This window comes from Pseudomonas paraglycinae (assembly GCF_021601625.1).
Lineage (GTDB): Bacteria > Pseudomonadota > Gammaproteobacteria > Pseudomonadales > Pseudomonadaceae > Aquipseudomonas > Aquipseudomonas paraglycinae.
Genome location: NZ_BQHR01000005.1, coordinates 159,798 through 184,606, shown reverse-complemented (window position 1 = coordinate 184,606; position 24,809 = coordinate 159,798). Strand labels below are relative to the sequence as shown.

At 62.2% G+C, this 24,809-nt stretch carries 23 protein-coding genes; 9 read left to right on the top strand and 14 right to left on the bottom strand.

From position 1 onward, the window contains the following. Positions 1 to 25 precede the first annotated feature (25 nt). Entirely contained in the window at positions 26 to 349 is a 324-nt protein-coding gene (locus L6D82_RS09570; protein ID WP_085747655.1) for a hypothetical protein, read from the top strand. 105 nt (positions 350 to 454) lie between these two features. Beyond that, the gene (locus L6D82_RS09565) at positions 455 to 1,234 is read left to right on the top strand and encodes a YdcF family protein (protein ID WP_085747656.1); all 780 of its coding nucleotides are present in this window, start codon (positions 455 to 457) and stop codon (positions 1,232 to 1,234) included. A gap of 35 nt (positions 1,235 to 1,269) precedes the next feature. Here L6D82_RS09565 and lnt read toward each other — a convergent pair whose 3' ends face one another. From lnt to miaB, 5 genes are all read right to left on the bottom strand, one after another. Next, on the bottom strand, positions 1,270 to 2,793 hold the full coding sequence (lnt, locus tag L6D82_RS09560; protein ID WP_102716649.1) for an apolipoprotein N-acyltransferase: 1,524 nt from the start codon (positions 2,791 to 2,793) through the stop codon (positions 1,270 to 1,272). 17 nt (positions 2,794 to 2,810) lie between these two features. Further along, positions 2,811 to 3,650, bottom strand: coding sequence for an HlyC/CorC family transporter (locus L6D82_RS09555; RefSeq protein ID WP_007909641.1), 840 nt, complete (start codon positions 3,648 to 3,650; stop codon positions 2,811 to 2,813). 5 nt (positions 3,651 to 3,655) lie between these two features. Beyond that, complete coding sequence (gene ybeY, locus L6D82_RS09550) at positions 3,656 to 4,150, bottom strand: rRNA maturation RNase YbeY (RefSeq protein ID WP_007958682.1); 495 nt, start codon at positions 4,148 to 4,150, stop codon at positions 3,656 to 3,658. Beyond that, positions 4,143 to 5,147 carry a PhoH family protein gene (locus tag L6D82_RS09545; RefSeq protein ID WP_085747658.1) on the bottom strand — a complete coding sequence of 335 codons (1,005 nt, stop codon included), beginning with the start codon at positions 5,145 to 5,147 and terminating at the stop codon, positions 4,143 to 4,145. Before L6D82_RS09545 ends, ybeY begins: the two co-directional genes overlap by 8 nt. 195 nt (positions 5,148 to 5,342) lie before the next feature. After that, positions 5,343 to 6,671, bottom strand: coding sequence for a tRNA (N6-isopentenyl adenosine(37)-C2)-methylthiotransferase MiaB (gene miaB, locus L6D82_RS09540; protein ID WP_074691567.1), 1,329 nt, complete (start codon positions 6,669 to 6,671; stop codon positions 5,343 to 5,345). Positions 6,672 to 6,803: 132 nt separating this feature from the next. On the opposite strand from miaB, the gene L6D82_RS09535 reads away from it, so the two are divergent. Then, a complete protein-coding gene (locus tag L6D82_RS09535) occupies positions 6,804 to 7,133 on the top strand; it encodes a DUF1820 family protein (RefSeq protein ID WP_007958692.1) in 330 nt (109 codons plus the stop codon). Between the two features lie 98 nt (positions 7,134 to 7,231). Here the strand turns inward: L6D82_RS09535 and L6D82_RS09530 are convergent, their stop codons facing one another. The 4 genes from L6D82_RS09530 to L6D82_RS09515 form a co-directional block, all read right to left on the bottom strand. After that, positions 7,232 to 7,786 carry a tetratricopeptide repeat protein gene (locus L6D82_RS09530; protein WP_003228518.1) on the bottom strand — a complete coding sequence of 185 codons (555 nt, stop codon included), beginning with the start codon at positions 7,784 to 7,786 and terminating at the stop codon, positions 7,232 to 7,234. A gap of 226 nt (positions 7,787 to 8,012) precedes the next feature. After that, positions 8,013 to 9,296 (bottom strand): glutamate-1-semialdehyde 2,1-aminomutase, encoded by a 1,284-nt coding sequence (gene hemL, locus L6D82_RS09525; RefSeq protein ID WP_064382167.1) that lies wholly within the window; start codon positions 9,294 to 9,296, stop codon positions 8,013 to 8,015. A gap of 10 nt (positions 9,297 to 9,306) precedes the next feature. Then, the gene (thiE, locus tag L6D82_RS09520) at positions 9,307 to 9,930 is read right to left on the bottom strand and encodes a thiamine phosphate synthase (protein WP_007958698.1); all 624 of its coding nucleotides are present in this window, start codon (positions 9,928 to 9,930) and stop codon (positions 9,307 to 9,309) included. Between the two features lie 24 nt (positions 9,931 to 9,954). After that, positions 9,955 to 10,752, bottom strand: coding sequence for a hydroxymethylpyrimidine/phosphomethylpyrimidine kinase (locus tag L6D82_RS09515; RefSeq protein WP_236188870.1), 798 nt, complete (start codon positions 10,750 to 10,752; stop codon positions 9,955 to 9,957). 304 nt (positions 10,753 to 11,056) lie between these two features. Between L6D82_RS09515 and L6D82_RS09510 the strand changes: the two genes are divergently transcribed. The 4 genes from L6D82_RS09510 to L6D82_RS09495 all read left to right on the top strand — a co-directional run bounded on the left by L6D82_RS09510 (position 11,057) and on the right by L6D82_RS09495 (position 17,417). Next, positions 11,057 to 13,405, top strand: a complete 2,349-nt coding sequence (locus L6D82_RS09510) for a hybrid sensor histidine kinase/response regulator (protein ID WP_236188864.1) — start codon at positions 11,057 to 11,059, stop codon at positions 13,403 to 13,405. A gap of 95 nt (positions 13,406 to 13,500) precedes the next feature. Beyond that, positions 13,501 to 15,150 (top strand): acyl-CoA dehydrogenase family protein, encoded by a 1,650-nt coding sequence (locus tag L6D82_RS09505; protein WP_236188856.1) that lies wholly within the window; start codon positions 13,501 to 13,503, stop codon positions 15,148 to 15,150. Positions 15,151 to 15,209: 59 nt separating this feature from the next. Further along, the gene (gene amn / locus L6D82_RS09500) at positions 15,210 to 16,709 is read left to right on the top strand and encodes an AMP nucleosidase (RefSeq protein WP_162130486.1); all 1,500 of its coding nucleotides are present in this window, start codon (positions 15,210 to 15,212) and stop codon (positions 16,707 to 16,709) included. A gap of 72 nt (positions 16,710 to 16,781) precedes the next feature. Beyond that, the gene (locus tag L6D82_RS09495; protein ID WP_236188852.1) at positions 16,782 to 17,417 is read left to right on the top strand and encodes a pseudouridine synthase; all 636 of its coding nucleotides are present in this window, start codon (positions 16,782 to 16,784) and stop codon (positions 17,415 to 17,417) included. On the opposite strand, the gene L6D82_RS09490 is transcribed toward L6D82_RS09495, so the two are convergent. Both L6D82_RS09490 and L6D82_RS09485 read right to left on the bottom strand, forming a co-directional pair. Beyond that, complete coding sequence (locus L6D82_RS09490; protein WP_003228500.1) at positions 17,412 to 17,621, bottom strand: DUF2788 domain-containing protein; 210 nt, start codon at positions 17,619 to 17,621, stop codon at positions 17,412 to 17,414. The two genes, L6D82_RS09495 and L6D82_RS09490, sit on opposite strands and share 6 nt — an antisense overlap. 294 nt (positions 17,622 to 17,915) lie before the next feature. Next, positions 17,916 to 18,395 carry an Lrp/AsnC family transcriptional regulator gene (locus L6D82_RS09485; protein ID WP_007909658.1) on the bottom strand — a complete coding sequence of 160 codons (480 nt, stop codon included), beginning with the start codon at positions 18,393 to 18,395 and terminating at the stop codon, positions 17,916 to 17,918. 454 nt (positions 18,396 to 18,849) lie between these two features. Here L6D82_RS09485 and L6D82_RS09480 point away from each other — a divergent pair, with 454 nt between their 5' ends. Continuing rightward, positions 18,850 to 19,899, top strand: coding sequence for a DUF6515 family protein (locus L6D82_RS09480; RefSeq protein WP_236188850.1), 1,050 nt, complete (start codon positions 18,850 to 18,852; stop codon positions 19,897 to 19,899). On the opposite strand, the gene L6D82_RS09475 is transcribed toward L6D82_RS09480, so the two are convergent. Both L6D82_RS09475 and L6D82_RS09470 read right to left on the bottom strand, forming a co-directional pair. After that, the gene (locus L6D82_RS09475) at positions 19,893 to 20,789 is read right to left on the bottom strand and encodes a cation diffusion facilitator family transporter (protein ID WP_102686358.1); all 897 of its coding nucleotides are present in this window, start codon (positions 20,787 to 20,789) and stop codon (positions 19,893 to 19,895) included. The two genes, L6D82_RS09480 and L6D82_RS09475, sit on opposite strands and share 7 nt — an antisense overlap. A 15-nt stretch (positions 20,790 to 20,804) precedes the next feature. Continuing rightward, entirely contained in the window at positions 20,805 to 21,224 is a 420-nt protein-coding gene (locus L6D82_RS09470) for a hypothetical protein (protein ID WP_039771823.1), read from the bottom strand. Positions 21,225 to 21,332: 108 nt separating this feature from the next. On the opposite strand from L6D82_RS09470, the gene hrpB reads away from it, so the two are divergent. Further along, a complete protein-coding gene (hrpB, locus tag L6D82_RS09465; protein WP_236188848.1) occupies positions 21,333 to 23,852 on the top strand; it encodes an ATP-dependent helicase HrpB in 2,520 nt (839 codons plus the stop codon). 3 nt (positions 23,853 to 23,855) lie between these two features. Here hrpB and L6D82_RS09460 read toward each other — a convergent pair whose 3' ends face one another. Further along, entirely contained in the window at positions 23,856 to 24,770 is a 915-nt protein-coding gene (locus L6D82_RS09460; protein ID WP_007958716.1) for a LysR family transcriptional regulator, read from the bottom strand. Positions 24,771 to 24,809: the final 39 nt, after the last annotated feature.

The window sequence follows — 24,809 nt, the reverse complement described above, 5'->3', positions numbered from 1 at the left end:
AGTCTTATCTTCAATGAGGTGAGGGATGGTGGAGTCACAGCAAAAAAACGTTACCAAACCCGAGTTGTACGAGCGGTTGATTGATCGTCTGGGTATGGCCCTGGACGCGGCAAAAACCGCTGGAAGGCTGCGCGACGAGCGCCCCCTGGAGCTGGAATTGCGTGGCTTGAGTCCCGCCGAGTTCAAACTGGTCAAGGCCTATCTGGATCGCAGTGAGCGTGAAACCCACGGATACCTGTCACAAGCCGTGAAACAACTCGATGCAGCCCATACGGCCAAGGTCATCTGGCTCAAGGACAAGGCGCCCGGCAGAGACACCGTCAAGGTGCGGACTCTGCAGGCCAAGTAAACGCATGGCAGGTCAAAAAGCGGATCTTTTTCAACGGGATCCGACCCTACTGGTTGTCGCACGGTATCAACCCACTTAGGCTTCGGGCATCTTTGGAGATGCTCGATGCCTTTTCGTTATTTCATTAAACAACTTCTATTGCCACCCGGCCTTCTTTTGCTGCTGTTGCTGGCGGCCTGGTGGCTGCGTCGCTCGCGGCCACGGCTGGCGGGGCTGTGTTTTGCCCTGGGGTTTGGCGGTTTCTGGCTGATGAGTCTGCCGGTGGTCGTGCAGTGGGGCGCCAAGGCGTTGGAGCGTGAGCCGCCGCTGGCCCGGGAAGCATGGACAAGCCTGGCGCAGCGCGCCGATGCGATTGTGGTGCTGGGCTCCGGTCGTGAGCGCGGCGATCTCGCCTGGGGCGAAGATCAGCCGACCGGTGTCGGGCTGGAGCGCCAGCGTTACGCGGCGCGACTGGCCAAGGCTTCGGGGTTGCCGATTCTGACCAGTGGTGGCCTGCATTACGGTACGCCGCCGACTGAAGCCAAATTGATGGCCGACTCGTTGCGTGATGATTTCGGTGTGACGGTGCGCTGGCAGGAAGGGGAGAGCCGCACCACGTGGGAAAACGCCGAATTCAGCGCCAAAGTGCTGTTGCCGGAAGGCGTCAAACGCATCGTGCTGGTGACCCAGGCCTGGCACATGCCGCGAGCGGTGTGGAGTTATCAACAGGCAGGATTCGAAGTCGTGCCGGCGCCGGTTGGTTTTCTAGGTACGGACAATGCCCGGCCGTTTGGCGGCTGGCTGCCTGAGTTCAAGTCGATCTGGCAGAGCGGGCAGTTGATGAACGAAGCGGTGGGGCAGATCGGTTATTCGATGTTCTATCGAGGGGGTGACAGCGCCGATTGATCACTCCCGCGCAGGACGCGGGAGTGAGCAGGTTTTCAGAGCGTCTTGGACATCCGATTGGTCATCAGCGCCCAGCCGAACAGCACCACGCACAGGATGATCAGCGGCCACGAGCGCCATTGCAGATACGGTGTCAGGTTGTGCATCGGCACCACTTCGCCGTACAGCACGCCCTGTTCGAACTGCGGGATACGCTCGGTGATCTGGCCAAACGGGTTGATCAGTCCGGTCACGCCGTTGTTGGTCGCACGAATCATCCAGCGTCCGGCTTCAAGCGCGCGCATCTGCGCCATTTGCAGGTGTTGCAACGGGCCGATGGACGTACCGAACCAAGTGTCGTTGCTGATCGTCAGCAGCAGATCGCTGCGTGCCGCCAGGCCTGCGGCGAACTCCGGATACACCACTTCGTAGCAGATGAACGGCGCGATCTGATATCCCTTGGCCTGCAACAAGGCCTGATCGGCAGGGCCGCGGGCGAAGTCGGACATCGGCAGGTCGAAGAATGCGATCAGCCCGCGCAGGATGTCCTGCAACGGTACGTACTCGCCGAACGGCACCAGTTTCTGCTTGAGATAGGTGCCATCGCCTTCGCCAACCACGGTGATGCCGTTGTAGAAGCGTCTCTCGTGGTGAACCATTTCGCGGATCGGTACGCCGGTGATCAGCGCCGATTTACGCTCGGCGGCGAAGTTGCCCATCATGGTCAGGTAGCCCTCGGCGGACTCCTTGAGCACCGGGACGGCGGTTTCCGGCCAGATCAGCAGGTCCACCGGTTTGGAGCGGAAACTCAGGTCGCGGTACAGCGCCAGTTGCGCATTGAGTTCGGCCGGGTCCCATTTCATGCTTTGCGCGACGTTGCCCTGAATCGCGGCAACGGTCAGCGGCGCGCCCGCCGGGCTGGTCCAGGCATGGCCCTTGAGCGCAATGCCCGCCGCCCATGGCCCGATCAGCAATACCAGGCCGGCAGCGATGAAGGCTTTGCGGCGGGTTTGCAGCAGGCGCGGTGCGTTGTAGATCAGTGCAGCGGTCAGTGCCAGGACGAACGACACCAGCCACATGCCGCCTACTGGAGCGAGCCCGGCCAGCGGGCCGTCGAGCTGGCTGTAACCGGAATACAGCCACGGGAAACCGGTGAGGAACCAGCCACGGAAAGCTTCCTGACCCACCCACAGCGCCGCGAACGCCAGGGCATCGGCCACCGGCGCTTCGTTACGCCGCAGCCAGCGCGCCCACAGCCACGCGGGCAGGGCGAAGAACCAGGCAATGGCCGCCGTGAAGATCAGCATCAGGAACCCGGCCAGCAGCACCGACGCGCCGCCGAAATGGTGGATGCTGTAATAGATCCAGCTGGTGCCGGCGCCGAACAGGCCGAAACCGAAGCACCAGCCACGGCCTAGGGCTTGTCGCGGGCTCAGCTCGCGCAGGCCGGCATAGAACAGGCCGACCGCCAGCAACGCCAGCGGCCAGAGATCGAACGGTGCCAGAGCGAAGGTGGTGATTGCACCGGCCGCCACGGCCAGCAGGTTACCGGGCCAGCCGGGGCGGGTTGTCCAGCGCATTTCAATCCTTAGATTTTTTACCGGGCGATTGGGGTCAGTCGCAGCAAATGAATCCGACGGCTGTCGGCGTTCAGGATGCGGAAACGATAGGCGCCGATTTCAGTGATTTCGTTGCGTTTTGGCAAGTGCCCGAACGCGCTCATCACCAGCCCGCCGACGGTGTCGAACTCGTCGTCGGAGAATTCGCTGTCGAAGAACTCGTTGAAGTTCTCGATCGGCGTCAGGGCCTTGATCAGGAAATCACCGCTGGGCAGCGGCTTGATGTAGCTGTCTTCTTCGACGTCGTGCTCGTCTTCAATGTCGCCGACGATTTGTTCAAGCACGTCTTCGATGGTCACCAGACCGGCCACGCCGCCGTATTCGTCGATCACGATGGCCATGTGGTTGTGGTTGGCGCGGAATTCACGCAGCAACACGTTCAGACGCTTGGACTCCGGCACGAACGTGGCCGGGCGCAGCAGGTCCTTGATGTTGAAGCTGTCGCCGTTCTCCTTGAGGATCAGTGGCAGCAGATCCTTGGCCAGCAGCACGCCCATCACGTCGTCATGGCTTTCGCCGATGACCGGGTAGCGCGAGTGGGCCGAGTCGACAACGGCAGGGAGGAATTCGCGGGGTGTCTGGGTCGCCTTGATGCTGATCATCTGCGAGCGCGGCACCATGATGTCGCGAACCTGCAGGTCAGCCACCTGGATGGCGCCTTCGACGATGGCCAGCGCTTCGCTGTCCAGCAGTTTGTTCTGATGTGCATCGCGCAGCAGCTCAAGCAGCTCCTGGCGGTTCTTCGGCTCGTGGGCAAAAGCCTGGGTCAGTTTACCCAGCCATGACTTTTGCCCGTTGCTCGATCGATCTTCGCTCATAGCGATTACTCTGAATCCTTTGTTGTAACAGTAGGGGATGTTTCGGTTTCGTCGTCCGCGTACGGATCGGGATAACCCAATTCGGCAAGCAACTCGCGTTCCAGTGCTTCCATTTCCTCGGCTTCCTCGTCATCTATATGGTCGTAACCCAGCAGATGCAAGCAGCCGTGAATGACCAGATGTGCCCAGTGGGCCTTTAGTTCCTTGCCCTGTTCGGCGGCTTCGCGCTCGACCACCGCCACGCAGATCACCAGATCGCCCAGCAGCGGGATGTCTAGGAACTCGTCGGGCACTTCGGCGGGAAAGGACAGGACGTTGGTCGCGTAATCCTTGTGGCGCCAGGTGTGATTCAGTTCGCGGCCTTCTTCCTCGTCGACCAGACGAATGGTCATTTCCGAGTCGGCGGTGCGCTGACGCAAGGCCAGTTCGCACCATTGGCGGAATTCGGCTTCGGTCGGCGCAGACGCTTCGGTCGCGATTTGCAGGTCAAGCTCAAGCATCGTGGCGGGTGTCCTTTGGCGCTTCATCAGCAACACGCGTCTCGAAGCGCTCGTAGGCTTCGACGATGCGTTGCACCAACGGGTGGCGCACCACGTCTTTGGGCTGGAAGTGGGTGAAGCTGATACCCGGCACATCCTTCAGGACTTCGATGACGTGATGAAGTCCGGATTTGGTGCCGCGCGGCAGGTCAACCTGGGTGATGTCGCCGGTGATCACGGCCGTGGAGCCGAAACCGATCCGGGTCAGGAACATCTTCATCTGCTCGACGGTGGTGTTCTGACTTTCGTCGAGAATGATGAAGCTGTTGTTCAGCGTGCGACCGCGCATGTAGGCCAGCGGCGCGACTTCGATCACCTGACGCTCGATCAGCTTGGCCACGTATTCGAAACCGAGCATCTCGTAGAGCGCGTCGTAGAGCGGGCGCAGGTACGGGTCGATCTTCTGCGACAGATCGCCGGGCAGGAAGCCGAGTTTCTCACCCGCTTCGACCGCCGGACGCACCAGCAGGATGCGCCGGATCTGCTCGCGCTCCAGCGCATCGACGGCGCAGGCGACAGCCAGGTAAGTCTTGCCGGTACCGGCCGGGCCGATGCCGAAGTTGATGTCGTTGCCGAGAATTTCCTTCACATAGCGCAGCTGGTTCAAGCCGCGTGGGCGAATCATGCCTTTCTTGGTGCGCAGGGCGACGGAGGCTTCGGCGGGGGCGGGGTTGTCCAGTTGCTCGACGGCCGATTCCTGGAGGAACAGGTGAACCGTATCCGGCGACAGCTCTGAACCCTTGGTTTCCCGGTACAGGCGGCGAATCAGGTTTTCCGCGGAAGTGGTGTGCTTGGGCTCGCCGATCAGCTCGAACTGATTGCCGCGATTGCGGATCTCGATGGCCAGGCGCTGTTCGATCAGCCGCAAGTGCTCGTCGAACTGCCCGCACAGATTGGCGAAGCGGCGAGCCTCAAAGGGCTCGAGGATGAAACGATGTGGTTCGATGGGTGCGTTCAAGGTCGTATTTAGCCGCCCTGGGGCAATTAGGATGAAATCAAGGATAACGCCAGCGGCGTGGGTGCGAAAGCTCTTAAATTGATGCCGTTCCTGTGGGAGCGAGCCTGCTCGCGATGGGCATGAATGCGGTTCATCTGAAAAACCGCGTCATCGTTCATCGCGAGCAGGCTCGCTCCCACAGTTGAACAAAGGGTGTTACTGGATCAGCGAGCCGCGCAGCGAGTGCGGTTGCGCCGCGTCGATGTGGACGTCGGCGAACTGGCCGATCAGGGTCGGATTATCGCAGCGGAAGTTGACGATACGGTTATTCTCGGTGCGCCCTTGCAGCTCGCCCGGGTCTTTCTTCGAATAATCGGTCACCAGAATGCGCTGGACCGAACCGACCATTTGTCGGCTGATCTCGAACCCTTGCTGATTCAAACGGTGCTGCAAGGCGTTCAGGCGTTCTTTCTTCAGTTCTTCCGGGGTGTCGTCGGCCAGATCGGCGGCTGGAGTGCCTGGGCGCTGGCTGTAGACGAACGAGTAGGAAAAATCGAAACCGACATCGGCAATCAGCTTCATGGTCTGCTCGAAATCTTTCTCGGTTTCCCCCGGGAAGCCGACGATAAAGTCCGAGCTGATGCAGATGCCCGGTACGGCGGCGCGCAGTTTGCGCAGCTTGGATTTGTACTCCAGCGCCGTGTGGTTGCGCTTCATCGCGGCCAAAATCCGGTCCGAACCCGACTGCACCGGCAAGTGCAGGTGCTTCACCAGTTCCGGCACTTCGGCGTGGGCCTGGATCAGGCTGTCGGAGAATTCCAGCGGGTGCGAGGTGGTGTAGCGGATGCGGTCGATGCCATCGACCGCCGCGACGACGCGGATCAGTTCGGCCAGATCCGCCAGACGACCGTCGTGGGTCAGCCCGCGATAGCCGTTGACGTTCTGGCCCAGCAGGGTCACTTCACGCACGCCATGTTCGGCCAGGTGGATGATCTCGGCGATCACGTCGTCGAACGGTCGGCTGACTTCTTCGCCGCGGGTGTAGGGCACCACGCAGAACGTGCAGTACTTGCTGCAGCCTTCCATCACCGACACGTAGGCGCTCGGGCCGTCGATGCGCGGCTCGGGCAGGTGGTCGAATTTTTCGATTTCCGGGAACGAGACGTCGACTTGCGGCAGCTTGCTGATGCGCGCGGCGTCGATCATTTCCGGCAGGCGGTGCAGGGTCTGCGGACCGAACACCACGTCGACGTACGGGGCGCGATCACGGATCGCCGCGCCTTCCTGGCTGGCCACGCAACCGCCGACGGCGATCACCATGTCCGGGTTGGCCAGTTTCAGTTCGCGCCAGCGGCCGAGCTGGGAATACACCCGGTCCTGGGCGCGTTCGCGGATCGAGCAGGTGTTGAGCAGGATCACGTCGGCATCTTCGGCGCGCGCCGTGACTTCCAGGGCCTGGTGTTCGCCCAGCAGATCGACCATGCGCGAGCTGTCGTACTCGTTCATCTGGCAACCGTGGGTTTCGATGTAAAGCTTCTTGGCCATGGAATAGGGTCGTCACGTGGTTCAAAGAACCGCGCATTATAGGGAACATGTCCCCAGGTTCCTACCGCTGCGCGTCCGGTGGCTATGCTATAGTTCGCGCCCTCATTTTTACCCCGATGTCGTCCGCCCGCCATGACCAAACGCGAAGCTCCAATCTACAAGGTGATTTTCCTCAACCAGGGCCAGGTGTTCGAAATGTACGCCAAGCAGATCTATCAAAGTGATCTGTGGGGTTTCCTGGAAGTGGAAGAGTTCGTCTTTGGCGAGCGCACGCAAGTGGTCGTCGACCCGAGCGAAGAAAAGCTCAAGGCGCAGTTCGAAGGCGTGGTGCGCAGCTTTGTGCCGATGCACTCGATCGTGCGCATCGATGAAGTCGAGCGACTGGGGACGCCAAAGATCAGTGAAGCCCGTGGCGGTGTTGGCAATGTGATGCCGTTTCCGGTGCCGATGCCCGAGAAGTAAAACCGGGTTTTATGGAAGTGATCGTTCCCATGCTCTGCGTGGGAATGCCGCCTTCGACGTTTCGCGTCGGTGACGAAAAGCGCGGGAACTATCGTTAGTCAGGGCAGGGGCGAGAACGGCGTACGCCCGTCGGCGCTCTGCAGTTCCATCAGGTATTTACGGAAAATTTGCCCGAGCACCTGGGTCGCGGTTTCCAGGTCTTCGCGGGACATCTTTTCAGACACTTCGTCGGCGGTGTCGAGCGCGTCTTCGGCGCCGTTGACCGCGGCCATCTTCAGCACGATATAAGCCTGAATGTTGTTGGCCTGCACGCCTTCACCGTGGAAGAACATGGTGCCGAGCTTGAATTGCGCCTGGGCGTGACCTTGCAGCGAGGCCTTTTCGAAATAGCTCAGGGCTTGATTGAGGTCGCGCGGCGCATTCTTGCCGTCGTAGTAGAACTCACCCAACTCGTATTGCGCTTGCGCATCCCCCTCATCCGCTGCCTTTTGGCAGGCGGCGAGTGCCTGCGTGACATCTTGCGGCTGAGTATTGAGGGTGCAGCGACCCATCGCCGGGATCAACAACGAGTTGCCGCCTGCTTGTGCATGTGCGAGCAGCGGCTGAAGGAGCAACAGGCAGCCCAAGGCAAGGGTGCGGCCGGTGCGGTTCATGGGAATCGACTTACCTCTGAAGGGCGCGCGGACCCGTCGAGGGATCCAATAAGCGCGCATTATGAAATAAGCAGGGCCATCCTTACAAAGTCTTTACTCGATTTTCTGCTGCGCGGGAAATATATCGCCCACTTTATGGGGGATTTTTGGCAGGTGTGTCGGAAAAGACGTGCGGATGTAGGAGAACGCTGACGCTGGCAATGGCCAACGTCAGCGGCGGGGCGTTTTACTTCAATTTGGCGAAGGCGCGCTCAGCGGCGTCGAGGGTCAGTTTCAGCTCGGCTTCGCCATGGGCGATCGAGGTGAAACCGGCTTCGAAAGCGCTCGGTGCCAGATACACGCCACCTTCCAGCATCAGGTGGAAGAATCGACCGAACAGCGCTGCATCGCTGGCCATCACGTCTTCAAAAGTAACAATGTCGTCGGCACCGCTGAAGTACAGACCGAACATGCCGCCCGCCTGGGTGGTCACGAACGGAATGCCGGCGGCATCGGCGCGCTGTTGCAGGCCATCGAGCAGACGGGTGGTGTAGTCGGTCAGCTCGGCGTGGAAGCCCGGACGGCTGATCAGGCGCAGGGTGGTCAGGCCGGCGGCCATCGCCAGCGGGTTACCCGACAAGGTGCCTGCCTGATAGACCGGGCCGAGCGGCGCGATGCGTTCCATGATCGAGCGTTTGCCGCCGAAACAGCCGACCGGCATGCCGCCGCCGATGATCTTGCCGAAGGTGGTCAGGTCCGGGGTTACGCCGTAGTAAGCCTGGGCACCGCCGAGGGCGACGCGGAAACCCGTCATCACTTCGTCGAAAATCAGCACTACGCCGTGCTTGTCGCACAGGCTGCGCAGGCCTTCGAGGAAACCCGGCGCCGGCGGCACGCAGTTCATGTTGCCGGCCACTGGCTCGACAATGATGCACGCGACGTCCTGGCCGACTTCGGCGAGCATTTTTTCAACCGCGTCGATGTCGTTGAACGGCAGGGTCAGGGTGTGTTTGGCGAATGCCGCCGGTACGCCGGCCGAGCTTGGTACGCCCTGGGTCAGTGCGCCGGAACCGGCCTTGACCAGCAGACTGTCGGAGTGGCCGTGGTAGCAGCCTTCGAACTTGATGATGCTGTCACGGCCGGTGAAACCACGGGCCAGACGGATCGCGCTCATGGTCGCTTCGGTGCCGGAGCTGACCATGCGTACCATTTCCATCGACGGCACCAGCGAGCAGACCAGGTCGGCCATCTCGGTTTCCATCGCGGTCGGCGCGCCGTAGGACAGGCCGTGCTGCAACTGGTTGCGCACCGCATCCAGCACTTCCGGGTGGCTGTGGCCGAGGATCATCGGGCCCCAGGAGCCGACGTAATCCACATAACGCTTGTCGTCTTCGTCAGTGACGTAGGCGCCTTCGGCGTGCTTGAAGAACAGCGGCGTGCCGCCAACGCTCTTGAACGCGCGCACCGGCGAGTTCACGCCACCGGGAATGTGTTTCTGGGCGTTGGCAAACAGGGTTTCGGAACGAGACATGATCGGGCTCTCAGACTTTTAGTAATTCATTGAAGGCGCGGGCGCGGCGGGTCACTTCGGCGGTGCTGTCGGCGCCGAACAGGCCATGGACCACGGCCAGCAGATCGACACCGTGGGCCACCAGTGGCGCAGCGTTGTCGAGGGTGATGCCGCCGATCGCGCAGATCGGCAGGTGCAGGGTACGTTTGGCCTCGTCGAGCAGATCGAGGCTGCAACTCGGTGCACCGGGTTTGGTACTGGAATTGAAGAAGCGACCGAAGGCGACGTAACTCGCGCCTTCTTTGGCGGCCTGTTCGGCCAGTTCAAGCTGTGCGTGGCAGGTCGAGCCGATGATCGCCTTGGAGCCGAGCAGGGCGCGGGTCGGCGACAGCGGGCCGTCGGTCTGGCCCAGGTGCACGCCGACGTTCAGGCGCGCGGCCAGTTCGGCGTCATCGTTGATGATCAGTTGCGTCTTGTAGCGTTCGCACAGGTCGCGCAGGGCCTCGGCCTCACGCAGGCGGCGGGCTTCGTCGCTGCTTTTGTCGCGGTATTGCAGCAGGGTGACGCCGCCTTCCAGCGCCGCCTCCACGTAGGACAGAAACTTGCCGGCCAGCAACTGGCTGTCGGTGATGGCATACAGGCCTCGTAGTTTCATCGCGCAGACCTCAGGCTCGAAACATCAGGAACAGAAATCCAGCGGCAGGCGACGCGGCACGAACTGGCCTTTGCCCAGCTGTTCGGCATCGCGCAGGGTGCGCCAGGTGTAATCCAGCGCAGTACGCACCGCGCTCGCAAGGTTTTCGCCCAGTGCCAGGCGGCCGGCGAGGGTGCTGGCCAGGGTGCAGCCGGAACCGTGATAGCTGCCCGGCAGGCGCTGGCACTTGAACGTTTCGCGCAGGCCGTAGCGGCTGTACAGGCGATTGTGGATTTCGGTTTCGTCGCCGTGACCGCCAGTGATCAGCAGGTTCTTGATGTACGGCAACAGTTTTTCAGCACACTCGTCCGCGGTGCCTTCTGGCAGTTCGGCGAGGATCCGGGCTTCGGGAAGATTGGGGGTGGCGATGATCGACAGCGGCAGCAGGCGTTCGCGCATGGCGTAGCCGACTTCGTCCTTGCCCAGGCGTCCGCCGCCGCCGGCGCGCAGCACCGGGTCGCAGACCACTGGCAAGTGCGGGTGCGCCTGGAGCAGTTCGACGACGGTGTCGACCATTTCCAGAGAACCGAGCATGCCCAGTTTCACTGCCGCGACTTCGGAATCGTTGAGCACGGCATTGGCCTGGGCCAGTACCCACTCACGGTCGAGGACGCGAAAGTCAGTGACGTTGACCGTGTCTTGCACGGTCAGGGCGGTGACGGCCGGAGCCGCATGGCAACCCTGAGCGAGCAGGGCTTCGATATCTGCCTGCAGGCCGGCGCCACCACTGGGGTCGTGGCCGGAGAGACAGAGGACAACGGGGCGTGAGCTGTAGATATTCATGGTGCGCGAGCTTACCACCAAACCTGTTTTCCGGGTGTTGTGGCGCAGCGCGCGGCCGATAACCCGGGTAGCGAGATCCACAGCGCTTGTCACAATCTGACCGAGCCAACAGCTCTAGCCCGGTGTTTTGCTCTGGAACGCCCGTTCTAGAGCCTTCCTTGGAAAAATTTCCATGGTGCTCAATGGCCATCAACGGCTATGCTAGAGTGGATCCAAACCAATAACAGGTAATACCGGTTTTACGTCATCTCAAAGGGAATGGGGGGCTTCCTGACACAACCGGCCAAGCCACGCTGGGGCTTCAATGCGCTATTTGTTGATGTTGCTGTTCTGCTTGCCCCTCCTGGCAAGCGCCGTCGAGTTCGACGAGTTCACCCAGAGCCTCCCGCTGGGTCGATCCCTGCAAGTGTTCGAAGACCCGAGCGGTCAGGCGAGCATTGCCGATGTCCGCGCGCAAGCCGCCGCCGGAAACTTCAAACCCCATGACAAAGCCACGCTCAATGCCGGTTATTCGCGCTCGGTGTTCTGGCTGAAGATCGATCTGCATTACCGCCCGACCAACCCGTCGGCGCAACGCAGCTGGCTGCTGGAACTGGCGTATCCGCCGCTCGATCATCTCGATCTGTATCTGCCCGATGCGGCCGGTGACTACCGTCTGGTGCGGCAGACCGGGGACGCCCTGCCGTTCGCCAGTCGCGAGATCCGCCAGAACAATTACCTGTTCGACCTGGCGTTCAAGCCGGATCAGCAACGAACCGTTTACCTGCGGTTGTCCAGCGAGGGCTCGATCCAGGCGCCGGTAACGTTGTGGTCGAGCACCGCGTACCTTGAAGACCAGCCGGTGCGCCTGTACGTGCTGGGGGTCATTTATGGCGTGCTGCTGGGGATGCTGGTCTACAACCTGTTCATCTACCTCAGCGTGCGCGACACCAGTTACCTCTATTACATCTTCTATATCGCTTCGTTCGGCCTCTATCAGCTGTCGGTCAATGGCGCGGCGGTCGAGTATTTCTGGCCGGACAACCCATGGTGGGCCAACGCCGCCACGCCGTTCTTCATCGGTTGCGCGGGGCTGTTCGGCAGCCAGTTCGCCCGCAGTTTCCTGCAGACCAGGAACCACAGCCGCTGGCTCGATCGCCTGCTGATCGCCCTGATCGCGTTCGGCGCCGTTGTGATCGGCCTGTCGTTGATGACCAGTTATGGCCTGGCCCTGCGTCTGGCGACGACCCTGGCGCTGACTTTTACCGTGGTGATTTTCGCCGCCGGGATCCTGGCCTGGTGGCGTGGCCTGCGGGTGGCGCGTTATTTCATCATCGCCTGGTCGGCGTTCCTGATCGGCGGCATCGTCAACACCATGATGGTGCTGGGCCTGCTGCCGAACGTGTTCCTGACCATGTACGCCAGCCAGATCGGCTCGGCCATCGAAGTGGCGCTGCTGTCGCTGGCCCTGGCCGACCGCATCAACGCGATGCGCGAACAACAGGCGCAGACCCTGTTCGACGCCGGCCAGAAACTTGAAGTGCTGAACCAGCAACTGGCCCACAGCAACAAGCTCAAGGACGAATTCCTCGCGACCCTGACCCACGAACTGCGCACGCCCATGAACGGGGTGATCGGTTCGCTCGAGTTGATGCAGACCGTCGAACTCGATCCGGAACTGGAGCAATACCAGCAGACTGCCGCCGGTTCGGCGCGGGACATGATGCGCATGGTCAACGGCATCCTGACCCTGACCGAATTGCAGGCCGGCAAGCTCAAGGCGACGCCGGGCAGTTTCAGCCTGCGCGGGGTGGTCGAGGCGTTGCGGATGCAGTTCGATGGCAACGCTTCGAGCAAGTCGCTGGACTTCAAGATCGACGTGCTGCCGACCCTGCCGGATCGCCTGCATGGCGACAGCGCCAAACTCGCGCAATGCCTGGAGTGCCTGCTGGACAATGCGATCAAGTTCACCCGCGTCGGCGGTCTGGCATTGCGGGTGACGGGCAAACCGTCGACGGACAATCGGCTGGCGCTGTCCTTTGCGGTGATCGACACCGGGATCGGCTTCACCGATCTGGGCGAGGCGACGATGTATCAGCGGTTCTTCCAGCTCGACGGTTCGATGACCCGCGAATACGGCGGGCTGGGTGTCGGTCTGGCGATCTGCCGTCAATTGGTGGAATTGCTCGGTGGCAAGCTCACGCACCGTTCCGAACCGGGGAGTGGCAGCCGCTTTCAACTGGATGTCGAGTTTGAGTTGCCGGAAGTGGAAGCCGTGCCCGCGTTCAGCCGCGACACCGTGCGCGCGCCGCAGGATTGCACCGTGCTGCTGGTGGACGACAACAGCGTCAACCAACTGGTGATGCGCGGCATGTTGCTCAAGCTCGGTTTCCGCGTGCGCACCGCCGACCACGGCGCGGCGGCGCTCGACTGTTTGCAGCGCGAGCGCTTCGATGCCGTGCTGATCGACTGCCAGTTGCCGCCGCTCGATGGGGCATCGCTGTGTTGCCAGATTCGTGACCTGCCGGGATGCGCCCATTTGCCGGTGTTCATGATCGCGCTGGGGGCGGATCGCGAGCATTGCGCGTCGGGTGGCTCGATCGATTATCTGAGCAAACCGGTGAAATTCGAGGATCTGCAGGTTGCGATGCAGCGGCGGGTGTTGAGTTGCTGATAGGGTGAAAGCGCCGGTATTTAGGCCGATATGACACTTTGATCGGTTCGGGGGCGGTGCTTAACTGAAGCTCTGGCCGATCAAGGAGCCCCGTCATGAACCTGCATCAGTTCGCCGAAACTCACGAAGTCACCAACCAGCCACCGTCGCTGGACGGCACCAACCTGTACCGCATCGACCTGCCGTTGCAGGAGTGGTCGCGGCGGTTCGGCGCCGGCTGGGCCGAGTCGCGGATCGACGCCTACGGCGCGCTGGCCGGCGGGCCGCTGATGGAGGCCGGGTTCCTCGCCAACCAGAACAAACCGGTGTTTGCCAGTCATGACCGCTATGGACATCGCATCGACCTGGTGGAGTTTCATCCGGCGTATCACGAGCTGATGCGCACCGCCATTGAACATGGCTTGACGTCGTTGCCCTGGGCTCATCCACAGGACGGCGCCCATGTCGCCCGCGCTTCCATGTCCTATCTGCACAGTCAGGCCGAAGCCGGCAGCGGTTGCCCGCTGACCATGACCTTCGCCAGTGTCCCCGCGATGCGTTTGCAGCCGAATCTGGCTGAGCAATGGCTGCCGAAAATCCTCTCCACCGAATACGATCCTCGCAATGTCGGCATGGCCCACAAGGCGGGCGTCACCATTGGCATGGCGATGACCGAGAAGCAGGGCGGCACCGACGTGCGTGCCAACACCACCAAGGCTTATCCGGTCGGCGCCAGCGGCCCGGGCCAGGCCTATGAACTGGTGGGGCACAAGTGGTTCTGTTCGGCGCCGATGTGCGATGCGTTCCTGACGCTGGCGCAAACCGACAAGGGCTTGAGCTGCTTCCTGCTGCCGCGCCATCGCCCGGACGACACGCGCAATCAGTTCTACATCCAGCGCCTGAAAAACAAGCTCGGCAACCAGTCCAACGCTTCCAGCGAAGTGGAATTCCGAGGCGCGCTGGCGTGGATGGTCGGCGAAGAAGGGCGCGGCGTGCCGACCATCATCGAGATGGTGGCGATGACCCGTTTCGATTGCATGGTCGGCTCCAGCTCGCTGATGCGTCAGGCGCTGACTCAGGCCAGCCATCACTGCGCCCATCGCAAGGTCGGCGGCAAACTGCTCAGTGAACAGCCACTGATGCAGAACGTGCTGGCCGATCTGGCGCTGGAAAGCGAAGCCGCGCTGGCGCTGAGCCTGCGCATGGGCAAGGCGCTGGATCATCTGGACGATCGCCATGAAGCGCAGTTTGCCCGACTGGTGACGGCGGTGGGTAAATACTGGATCTGCAAACGTGCGCCGGGGATGATCAACGAAGCCGCCGAGTGCATGGGCGGTGCTGGCTATGTCGAGGAGAGCATCCTGCCGCGGCTGTACCGCGAAGCGCCGGTGAACTCGACGTGGGAAGGCTCCGGCAACGTGCAATGCCTCGATGTGTTGCGCGCCTTGTCGAAAGAGCCGGGCGTACTCGATGTGTTGTTCAGCGAGTTGGGCGACGGTCATGGCGACAAGCGACTGGCCGCGCACATTCAGCAATTGCAGGCACAGTTCAAGGACACCAGCGACATTCAATACCGCGCTCGGCAACTGACCGAAGACATCGCTTTGGGACTGCAAGCGAAGTTGCTGCTGGAGGCCGGGAATTCGGCGGTCAGCGATGCGTTCATCGCCAGTCGTCTGAACGGAGGCGGGCGGGCCTACGGCGCGTTGCCGCGCGGACTGGATGTCGAAGCCATCGTCGCCCGCTCGACGCCGAAAGGTTTCTGAAGGGGGATCGCAACAAAGCCACAACGCCACTGTTTCCGTGACGCCACGATGCAGGCAAGATGAAGCTCTGCAAGTCAGAACACAGGAAGCTGATCGTGACCGAAGCGTTTATTGTCGTTCAAACCGCCGAACAGGCCGTGGATCGTCTCGCCGAGCTGCATGAGCGGGCCACCACGGCGCTGAACTCGGCGCTCAAGCGTTATCTCAAGGATCGCGTCGAGCCCGACGCCGAGCAACGTGCCCTGTTCCGTTATCCCGAACTGCGTCTGACCTACCACTGCCAGGGCGAAGTCCCGCAGACCACCCGCGCTTACGCCAAGGTGCAGTTGCCGGGCACCTACAGCGTGACCGTTACTCACCCGGCGGCGTTTCGCAAATACCTGCTGGAACAGCTCACGCCGCTGATGCATGACTTCACCGTGACCGTCGAAGTCGGGGTCAGCGAGCAGAACATTCCGTACCCGTACGTGGTCGAGCAGGGTGATGAACTGGCCGGCTCTGGCGTCACTGCCGCCGTGCTGGCACGGGTGTTCCCGAGTACCGACCTGTCCGCCGCCACCGATGGCATCGCCGACGGTCTCTACGACTGGGAAAACACCGATCCGCTGCCGCTGGCGCTGTTCGATGCGGCCCGCGTCGATTTTTCGCTGCGTCGTCTGGTGCATTACACCGGCAGTGACTGGCGCCATGTGCAGCCGTGGATTCTGCTGACCAACTACCACCGTTATGTCGACCAGTTCATCGTCCATGGCCTGGAACAACTGCGCCGCGACCCGCGTTTCGTACGCATGGTCTTGCCGGGCAACGTGATCATCGAAAAGGGCATGGATCACGGCGAAGCCTCGGCGATTGCGGCCGGTGTGGTCTGGCACCGCTACCAGATGCCGGCCTATCACCTGATCGCCAGCGATGGCCACGGCGTGACCCTGGTGAACATCGGTGTCGGTCCGTCCAACGCCAAGAACATCACCGACCACCTGGCCGTGCTGCGTCCGCATTGCTGGCTGATGATCGGCCACTGCGGCGGCCTGCGTCAGTCGCAGACCATCGGCGACTACGTGCTGGCTCACGCCTACATGCGTCGCGACGGAATTCTCGACCGCGTGGTGCCGCCGAACATTCCGATTCCGGCCCTGGCCGAAGTGCAACTGGCGCTGCAACAAGCGGCGGCCAACATCACCGGCGAAAAAGGCGAAGAGCTGAAGAAGCGCCTGCGCACCGGCACTGTGCTGACCTACGATGACCGTAACTGGGAATTGCGCTGGGCTCAGGAACGACCGCTGATCAACCTGTCCCGCGCCGTGGCCGTGGACATGGAAAGCGGCACCATCGCCGCCCAGGGTTATCGCCTGCGGGTGCCGTACGGCACGTTGCTGTGTGTATCGGACAAGCCGCTGCACAGCGAAATCAAGCTGCCGGGTTCGGCCAACGCGTTCTACGAGCGTGCGGTCAGCCAGCACTTGAAGATCGGCATTGAAGCGGTGGATCTGCTGCGCACCGAACTCAATTCGCTGCACTCGCGCAAACTGCGCAGCTTCGACGAGCCGCCGTTCCGCTAACGGTTTGTCGTGGTCATTTGGCGGTCGGGGCACTAGCATTGTCAGCCCTGATCGCTAAATGTCTGCTCTCTTATGTCCCGTCCTCAACGTCCACCTTCCCGCCGCCACGGCGCGAAGCCAGCTTCTTCAGCCCCGCGCCGGGTCGCCAAGGCACCACCGGCCGAACCGAAGCTGATCCTGTTCAACAAACCGTTCGATGTGCTGACCCAATTCAGCGACGGCGAAGGGCGGGCGACGCTCAAGGATTACATCGACATTCCGGGCATTTATCCGGCCGGACGGCTGGATCGTGACAGCGAAGGTTTGCTGCTGCTGACCAACGACGGCCAGTTGCAGGCGCGGATCGCCGACCCCAAGCACAAGCTGGCGAAAACCTATTGGGTGCAGGTCGAAGGCGTGCCGACGGCCGAGCAGTTGCAGCGTCTGCGCGACGGCGTCGAATTGAATGACGGCATGACCTTGCCCGCGCAAGCGCGGCAACTGGATGAGCCCGAGCTGTGGCCGCGCAATCCGCCAGTGCGCTTTCGCGCAACCATTCCGACAACCTGGCTGGAACTGGTGATTCGCGAAGGGCGCAACCGCCAGGTGCGGCGGATGACGGCGGCGGTCGGGCTGCCGACGTTGCGGCTGGTGCGGGTCAGGATTGGTGACTGGACGATCGAAGGGCTCGACCAGGGCCAGTGGAAAGAAGTGCCGGCGCGCTTATAAAGCGCCGGATTCAATCAGGCCGATCACCACGCTCTTGATGATGAATGCGGCCACGCCCAGGCCCAGCACGAAGAACAGAATGAACGAGCCAAAGCGCCCGGCCTTGGACTTCTTCGCCAGATCCCAGACGATGAAACCCATGAAAATGATCAGGATACTGACCAGACCGGTCATCATCCACTCTTCAAATACTGCTGGATCCATCGGGTTCTCCGGCACGCACGGGGCTAAAAGGGCGCGGCGAGTATACGCCAAGGGGGGCGGGGTGGCATTGATCTGGGTCTGATCCGACGACTGGCCCTCACCCTAACCCTCTCCCGGGGGGAGAGGGGACTGACCGAGGTGTCTGGCGTCATACATCGACCTGAAATTTCCAGTCGATTATGGATTCACAGCAGGGCGTTCAGGTCGGCGTACTTCTCGAGCAACCCACCGTCGGCCCCCCTCTCCCTACGGGAGAGGGCTGGGCGGGCGGCGTTCCGATGAGGGCAGCTCTGATCAGCTACGCAGATGCGTGAGAGGCAATTCGGTGCTATTGAGCACCTGATTCAGCACAAAGCTCGAGCGCACACTGGTTACGCCTTCGATCCGGGTCAGATGCCCCAGCAGCAGCTTCTGATAGTGATCCATGTCCGGCACCACCACTTTCAGCTGATAGTCGGCATCCACCCCGGTCACCAGACTGCATTCCAGCACTTGCGGCAAGGTGCGGATCGCCGCTTCGAAGTTCTCGAAACGCTCCGGCGTGTGCCGGTCCATGCCGATCAGTACGTAGGCGGTCAGGCTCAGGCCGAGCATCTTGCGATCGAGCAGGGCGACCTGGCGGGAAATGTAGCCGTCGTCCTCCAGTTGCTTGACCCGGCGCGAGCACGGGGAGGGCGACAGACCGATGCGCTCGGCCAGTTCCTGGTTGGAGATGCGGGCGTCGCGCTGCAATTCCGCCAAAATACTGAGGTCGTAACGGTCGAGTTTGCTCATCAAACGGTCCTTTGTCTTAACTATTGCGGCGGATTATCTATCCAGGGTTAAAAATTGCGCAAGTGATGTTTATTTGAGCAATCTTCGCAATCATCTGTCGCGGCTCCGGGCCTATTCTTATCACCAGAATCACTGCTCGGTAACACAGTCCACGCGGCCCGCCCAATCCGGCCTGCCGCGGCCGCCACCCCCACCGGGGTTGTGCCGGCCCCCGAGCTGCACACTGTCCAGAAGACGGCGTGAGGTGAGCCGACGTCAAAAGCGTCGAGCCAGGACGAAGTTCTCTAGAAGGGAGGCCGACGGGTCTCCCTTTTTTCTTGCCCGCGATTTGGCCCATCGCGCTCAATAAATAAATGACGTGACTGATAACCTGTAGCAGAACCCGGTGTGCCCATCCCCGGTCTTAGCTACACGCCCTCTTAATTTCAGGCTCTAGTCCGCAGTGAGGAATTTCATGAAGTCGCGCATCTGGCGTCTGGCCAGTGTTGGTTTGCTGTGTGTGAGTGTCGGTGCGCAAGCGCTGGCGGATGAGCCGCAGAATCGCGGCCCCGACGGCGGCGGACGCGGGCCGGAGCATCAGGACAACAATCAGGGCCATCGCGGCGGCAATCAGCAGCACGGCCAAGATAATCCGCAGCGGCAGAACAACGACATCATTCGTGGCGACAATAGCCGTCAGTTCGAGCACAACGGCCAGCAGAATCACGGCCAACCGAACAACGGCCAGTGGCAGAACCAGAACCAGCCACGTCCGGCCTACAACCCCAACCCGGTGCGCCAGCCGCCACCGCCGCCGCAACTGCCGGCCAATGACCTGCCGATCCAGCCGCGCCCCGACACCGTGCGCCAGACCCAGGAACCCCGTCAGGGTTACTACCGCGACGAGCGCCCGCAGAACGGCTATCACCAGAACTGGCAGACCGGCAACCGCCCCAACGACAATCGCTGGCCGGGTCGCCCGGACGGGCATGGCAACGGCTGGGGCCCGGGTCCGCAATACCGGCCGGGCCATGTGATCGACCGTTTCCCGGATCGCGATTACCGTGTGCCGTATCGCGGCCAGGACTATTTCTACTCCGGCGGCTACTGGTATCGCCCGCAAGGCCCGCGCTATATCGTGGTTCAGCCGCCGCGCGGGATTCGCATCCAGTACCTGCCGGATTACGCTCGTGAAGTGTGGATCGGCGGTTCGCTGCTTTTCCTCGCCGCCGGCTCTTACTACGCCTATCAGGAGGCAACCCAGGATTACGTGGTGGTCGAGCCGCCGTCGCAGCAGCCACCGCAGCCGACCGGCAATGGTTATGACGTGGAAGCGTATCCGGCCAACGGCCAGTCACCGGAACAGGTTCAGCGCGACGGTTACGAGTGCTATCAGTACGCGGTGCAGCAAAGCGGCTTCAATCCGCGCACCGCGACTTATCAACCGGCGCCCGAAGTGGTGCAGGCCTACCGTCAGGCCCAGGGCAATTGCCTGAGCAGTCGCGGTTATCAGGTCAACTACTGAGCCCGAGCGGCTTTGACCACTTCCTGCGGGTCGGCGTGCACCAGCACTTCGGCCCGTGGGTAGGCTTTGTGAATCGCATCCGCCGCCTGATCGCTGATGCCATGGGCGACTGACAGCGTCAGCTCCCCCGGCAATTCCAGGTGCAACTGCACGAACCAGTGATTGCCGGAAATACGCGTGCGCAAATCATGCGCACCCAAAACGCCTGGCACGCCGCACGCCAGTTCGAGCATGTGCTGACTGACATCCGTCGGCAGCTCTTCATCCATCAACACCGAAAAACTTTCCCGGGCGATCTGAATCGCGCTCCACAGAATGTACGCCGCAATTCCCAGACCGAACCACGCATCCAGCTGATCGAACCCCAATCCGGCCAACACCAGCGCAATCAGAATGCTGCCGTTGAGTAACAGGTCGGAACGGTAATGCAGCGAGTCCGCCCGCACGGCGTTGGAGCCGGTCTGCTTGATCACCCGATGCTGCAGCATCAACAGCGCGACAGTCAGCAGCAGGGAAAACACGATCACCCCGATGCTCAGCCAAGGCGCGCCGAGCGGCTCCGGATTTTTCAAACGCTCATAAGCCTGAAACGCGATCAGCACCGCACTGCCACCAATGAATAACGCCTGTGCCATGCCCGCCAGAGACTCGGCCTTGCCGTGCCCATAACGGTGATCATCATCCGCCGGGCGCAGCGCGTAATGCACCGCCAGCAGATTGAGCAACGAAGTGACGCCATCGAGGGCCGAGTCGGTGAGGCCGGCGAGCATGCTCACCGAACCGCTCAGCCACCAGGCGATGGCTTTGGCGATGATCAGCGTACAGGCCACCGCCACCGAGGCGCGGGTCGCCAGCCGCAGCAGGCGGGCGTGTTCGGTGCTTGTGGTCATGGGTGCGTCTATTCCTTAAGCGGCAGGTTGCAGGCCGAACATCGCCAGTTGCTGGGTGCTGCCCTTGTGCTGGATCAGGCGCGGGTCGTCCAGCGGCAGATTGCGGCCCAGCTCCGTTTCGAGAATAGCCTGCAACTTCAAGTTATCGACCTGACCGTCCGGGCCGATGGCTTGCTTGAGCTTGGCCGGATCGACCTGCGCCGTGTGGCCCGGTTCGAAGTAGATCGCGCCGGTGGCGAAGTCCACGGCAAACGCGATCACGCCGGGAAGGATATAGAACAAAAGGCCCACGGCATCGAGCACGGCAATCGCCGGGTCGATCTTGCCGTCGATCTGGCCGCGCCGGTCTGGGTAGAAAATCGAACCGCACGCGGTGATCTGAGTGAGCAGGGTGGCAACCAGTACACCGCCGATCAGGCGAAAAGGTAAGCGCATGGGAATCTCCTGAGTCATCTGTTAACGAAGCGTCATCGTGTGAAGTTAAGACCCTGACGAACGCCTGGCAGTTCGCCGTTATACTCGGCCCTCTGTTTTGGAGCCAGTATGAATTCGTTGCCGATCGATGACGTTTTACCCGCCCTGCGTGAAGCCCTCGCGACACGCAACGAAGCCGTGCTCGAAGCACCGCCCGGCGCCGGTAAAACCACCCGCGTGCCCTTGGCCCTGCTCAATGAAGCGTGGCTGAACGGGCAGACCATCCTCATGCTCGAACCGCGTCGACTGGCGGCGCGTGCAGCGGCGGAGCGGCTGGCCAGCGAGCTGGGCGAGAAGGTCGGTGAAACCGTCGGTTACCGCATCCGCCTCGACAGCAAGGTCGGCCCCAACACACGCATCGAAGTCGTCACCGAAGGCATCCTCACCCGGCGTCTGCAGGACGACCCGGCGCTGGAAGGCGTGGGCCTGCTGATCTTCGACGAATTTCACGAACGCAGTCTCGACGCCGATCTGGCGCTGGCCCTCAGTCTGAACGGTCGCGAGCTGTTTCGAGCTGAACAACCGCTGAAGATTCTGCTGATGTCCGCCACCCTTGAAGGCGAACGTCTGGCCGGGTTGCTCGACGACGCGCCGATCCTGCGCAGCGAAGGCCGGATGTTCCCGGTGACGATGCGCTGGGGCCGGCCGTTCCAGCCCGGCGAATACATCGATCAACGCGTCACGCAAACGGTGCTCGAAGCGCTGCACGATGAAACCGGCAGCCTGTTGGTGTTTCTGCCGGGGCAGGCGGAAATCCGGCGTGTTCATCAACAACTGGCGGACGCCATCGGTGAGCGCAGCGACGTGTTGCTCTGCCCGCTGCACGGCGAACTCGACCTGAATGCCCAGCGTGCCGCCATCGACCCGGCTCCGGCCGGCCAGCGCAAAGTGGTGCTGGCCACCAACATCGCCGAGACCAGCCTGACCATCAACGGTGTGCGTGTGGTAATCGACGCCGGGCTGGCGCGTGTGCCGCGTTTCGACCCGGGCAGCGGCATGACTCGGCTCGACACTCAGCGTATATCCAAAGCCAGTGCCACCCAGCGAGCGGGCCGGGCAGGGCGTCTGGAACCTGGCGTGTGTTATCGACTGTGGTCGCAGGATCAGCATGAACAGCTGGCGGCTTATGGCAGTGCGGAAATCCTCTCGGCGGATCTGGCTGGCCTGGCTTTGCAACTCGGTCGCTGGGGCGTGGCGCCGAGTGATCTGATCTGGCTGGACGTGCCGCCGGCGGCCGCTTATGCACAGGCTCAGGATCTGTTGCAGCGCCTCGGTGCACTGGACGGTGAAAGCCTCAACCGTCACGGGCAGGCCATGGCTGAATTGCCGGCCCATCCGCGCATCGCGCATTTGCTGTTGCGTGGTCAGGCACTGGGCTTGGCGACCATGGCGTGCGACGTCGCCGCGTTGCTCGGCGAGCGCGACATTTTGCGCGGTGCCGGGGCGGATCTGCACAGCCGTCTGGTGCTGCTGTCCGGCGAAGAACGCGCGGCCCGTGGTGCCCAGGGCGGCGTGCAGCGCGCCCGGCAACTGGCGCGGCAATATCGTGGATACCTGCGCGGCAAGGCGAGCGAACCAGTTGCCGACCCGGATCACCCGCGCTGGCTCGGCGCCTTGCTGGCGCTGGCCTACCCGGACCGCGTCGCTCAGCAGCGGCGTGCCGGTGGTGCCGAATATCGTCTGGCCAACGGCCGCGCGGCGCTGTTCGCCGAAGCCGACAGCCTGATGAAGGAACCGTGGATCGTGATCGCCGACCTCGGCAGCCGTCAGGGTCAGCGCGAAGAGCGGATTTATCTGGCGGCGGATTTCGATCCGGCGCTGTTCGATTCGGTGCTGGCGGAACAGGTGCACAACGTCGATCAACTGGACTGGGACGAACGCGAAGGCGTGCTGCGCGCCGAGCGCCAACGCAAGGTCGGCGAACTGATCCTCAGCCGCGAACCGCTGACCGGTCTCGACGAAAACGCCCGCAGCCAGGCGCTGGTCAATCTGGTGCGGCGCAAGGGGCTGGAGCTGCTGCCGTGGACCCCGGAACTGCGCCAGTGGCAGGCGCGAGTCGCCTTGCTGCGCCAGCTCGACCTTGACGCCAAGGGCGACAGCCAATGGCCGGATGTCAGCGACGCCACCCTGCTGAAAACCCTCGAAGACTGGCTGATGCCTTATCTGGGCAAGGTCTCGCGCCTCAGCCATTTCGCCAACCTCGACTTGTCGAGCATCGTGCGCAATCTGCTGCCATGGCCGCTGCCACAACAGCTCGACGAACAGGCGCCGCATCACCTGAGCGTGCCGTCAGGCTCGTCGATTCGCCTCGACTACAGCGAACAACCACCGATACTCGCCGTGCGCTTGCAGGAGCTATTCGGCCTGGCCGACACACCGCGCATCGCCGGCGGCCGGCAGGTGGTCAAGCTGCACCTGCTGTCGCCCGCGCGGCGTCCGGTGCAGGTGACGCAGGATCTGGCCAACTTCTGGCGCAGCACCTATGCCGAGGTGAAGAAGGATCTGAAGGGGCGGTATCCGAAGCACTATTGGCCGGATGATCCGCTGGTGGCTGAAGCCACCGCCCGGGCCAAGCCGCGCGGTACGTGAGGGTCAGCGGCTGGCCTTGGCGGTCAGCTGCTCCCGGCAATAATCGGCAAACAACTGCGCCGGTTTGGTCAGTTGTCCGCGTTTGAGCCACGCGGCCACGAGGCCTGAGCCGGTGACGTCTTCGACGATGTCGACGCACACGACTTTCTTGCCGTCGTAGGTGCATTCCGAATGCGGGCGGGTGACCAGGATCGAGAAGCCGAAACCCTGGCCGACCATGCCGCGCACCATTTCGATCGACGGCGAGCTGAATTCGATGCGCGGCGACAGCCCGAGTTCTTCGAACAGGCTGACGAAGTAGGTGCGGCTCGGTTGCACGTCGAGCAGGATCATCGGTTCCAGGCACAAGTCCCGCAGCGAAACCTGCTTGAGCTGGGCGAAGCGGTGATCTGCCGGGAGCAGGGCGTAAGGTCGTTGGGCCGGCATCAGGGGTTCGGTTTCGATGGTGGCGTCGAGGTCGTGCTTGTACAGGATTGCCAGATCGAAGGTGCCCGAGGTCAGGCCTTGCACCAGTTCCTGTTGTTCGCCGTCGCGGATGCGGATCTTCACCCCCGGATACAGCGCCGAGAACCCGGCAATCAGCTGCGGCAGGTACAGCGGTGCCACCGTTTCAAAACAGCCGATATCGATCTGCCCGGCCACCACGTCGTTGTCGGCGAGGGCGTTCTGTTCGAACTCCTTGGCCATGCGCAGCAGTTCCTGGGCCTTGCGGAAGAACCGCGCGCCGCTAGGCGTTAGCGACACGCCTTGGGCGTGATGGCGGATCAGCAGTTGCACGCCGAAGCTGTCTTCCAGCCCCTTGATCGCCGTGGAAATCGCCGGTTGCGCGATGTACAGCTTGCGCGACGCTTCGGCGACGCTGCCGCATTCGACGGTGGTGATGAAGTATTTCAACTGACGCAGGTTGTAAGCGGCCACGGTGAACCTCAAAGCGAACGGATTCCACATCCAAGCAAT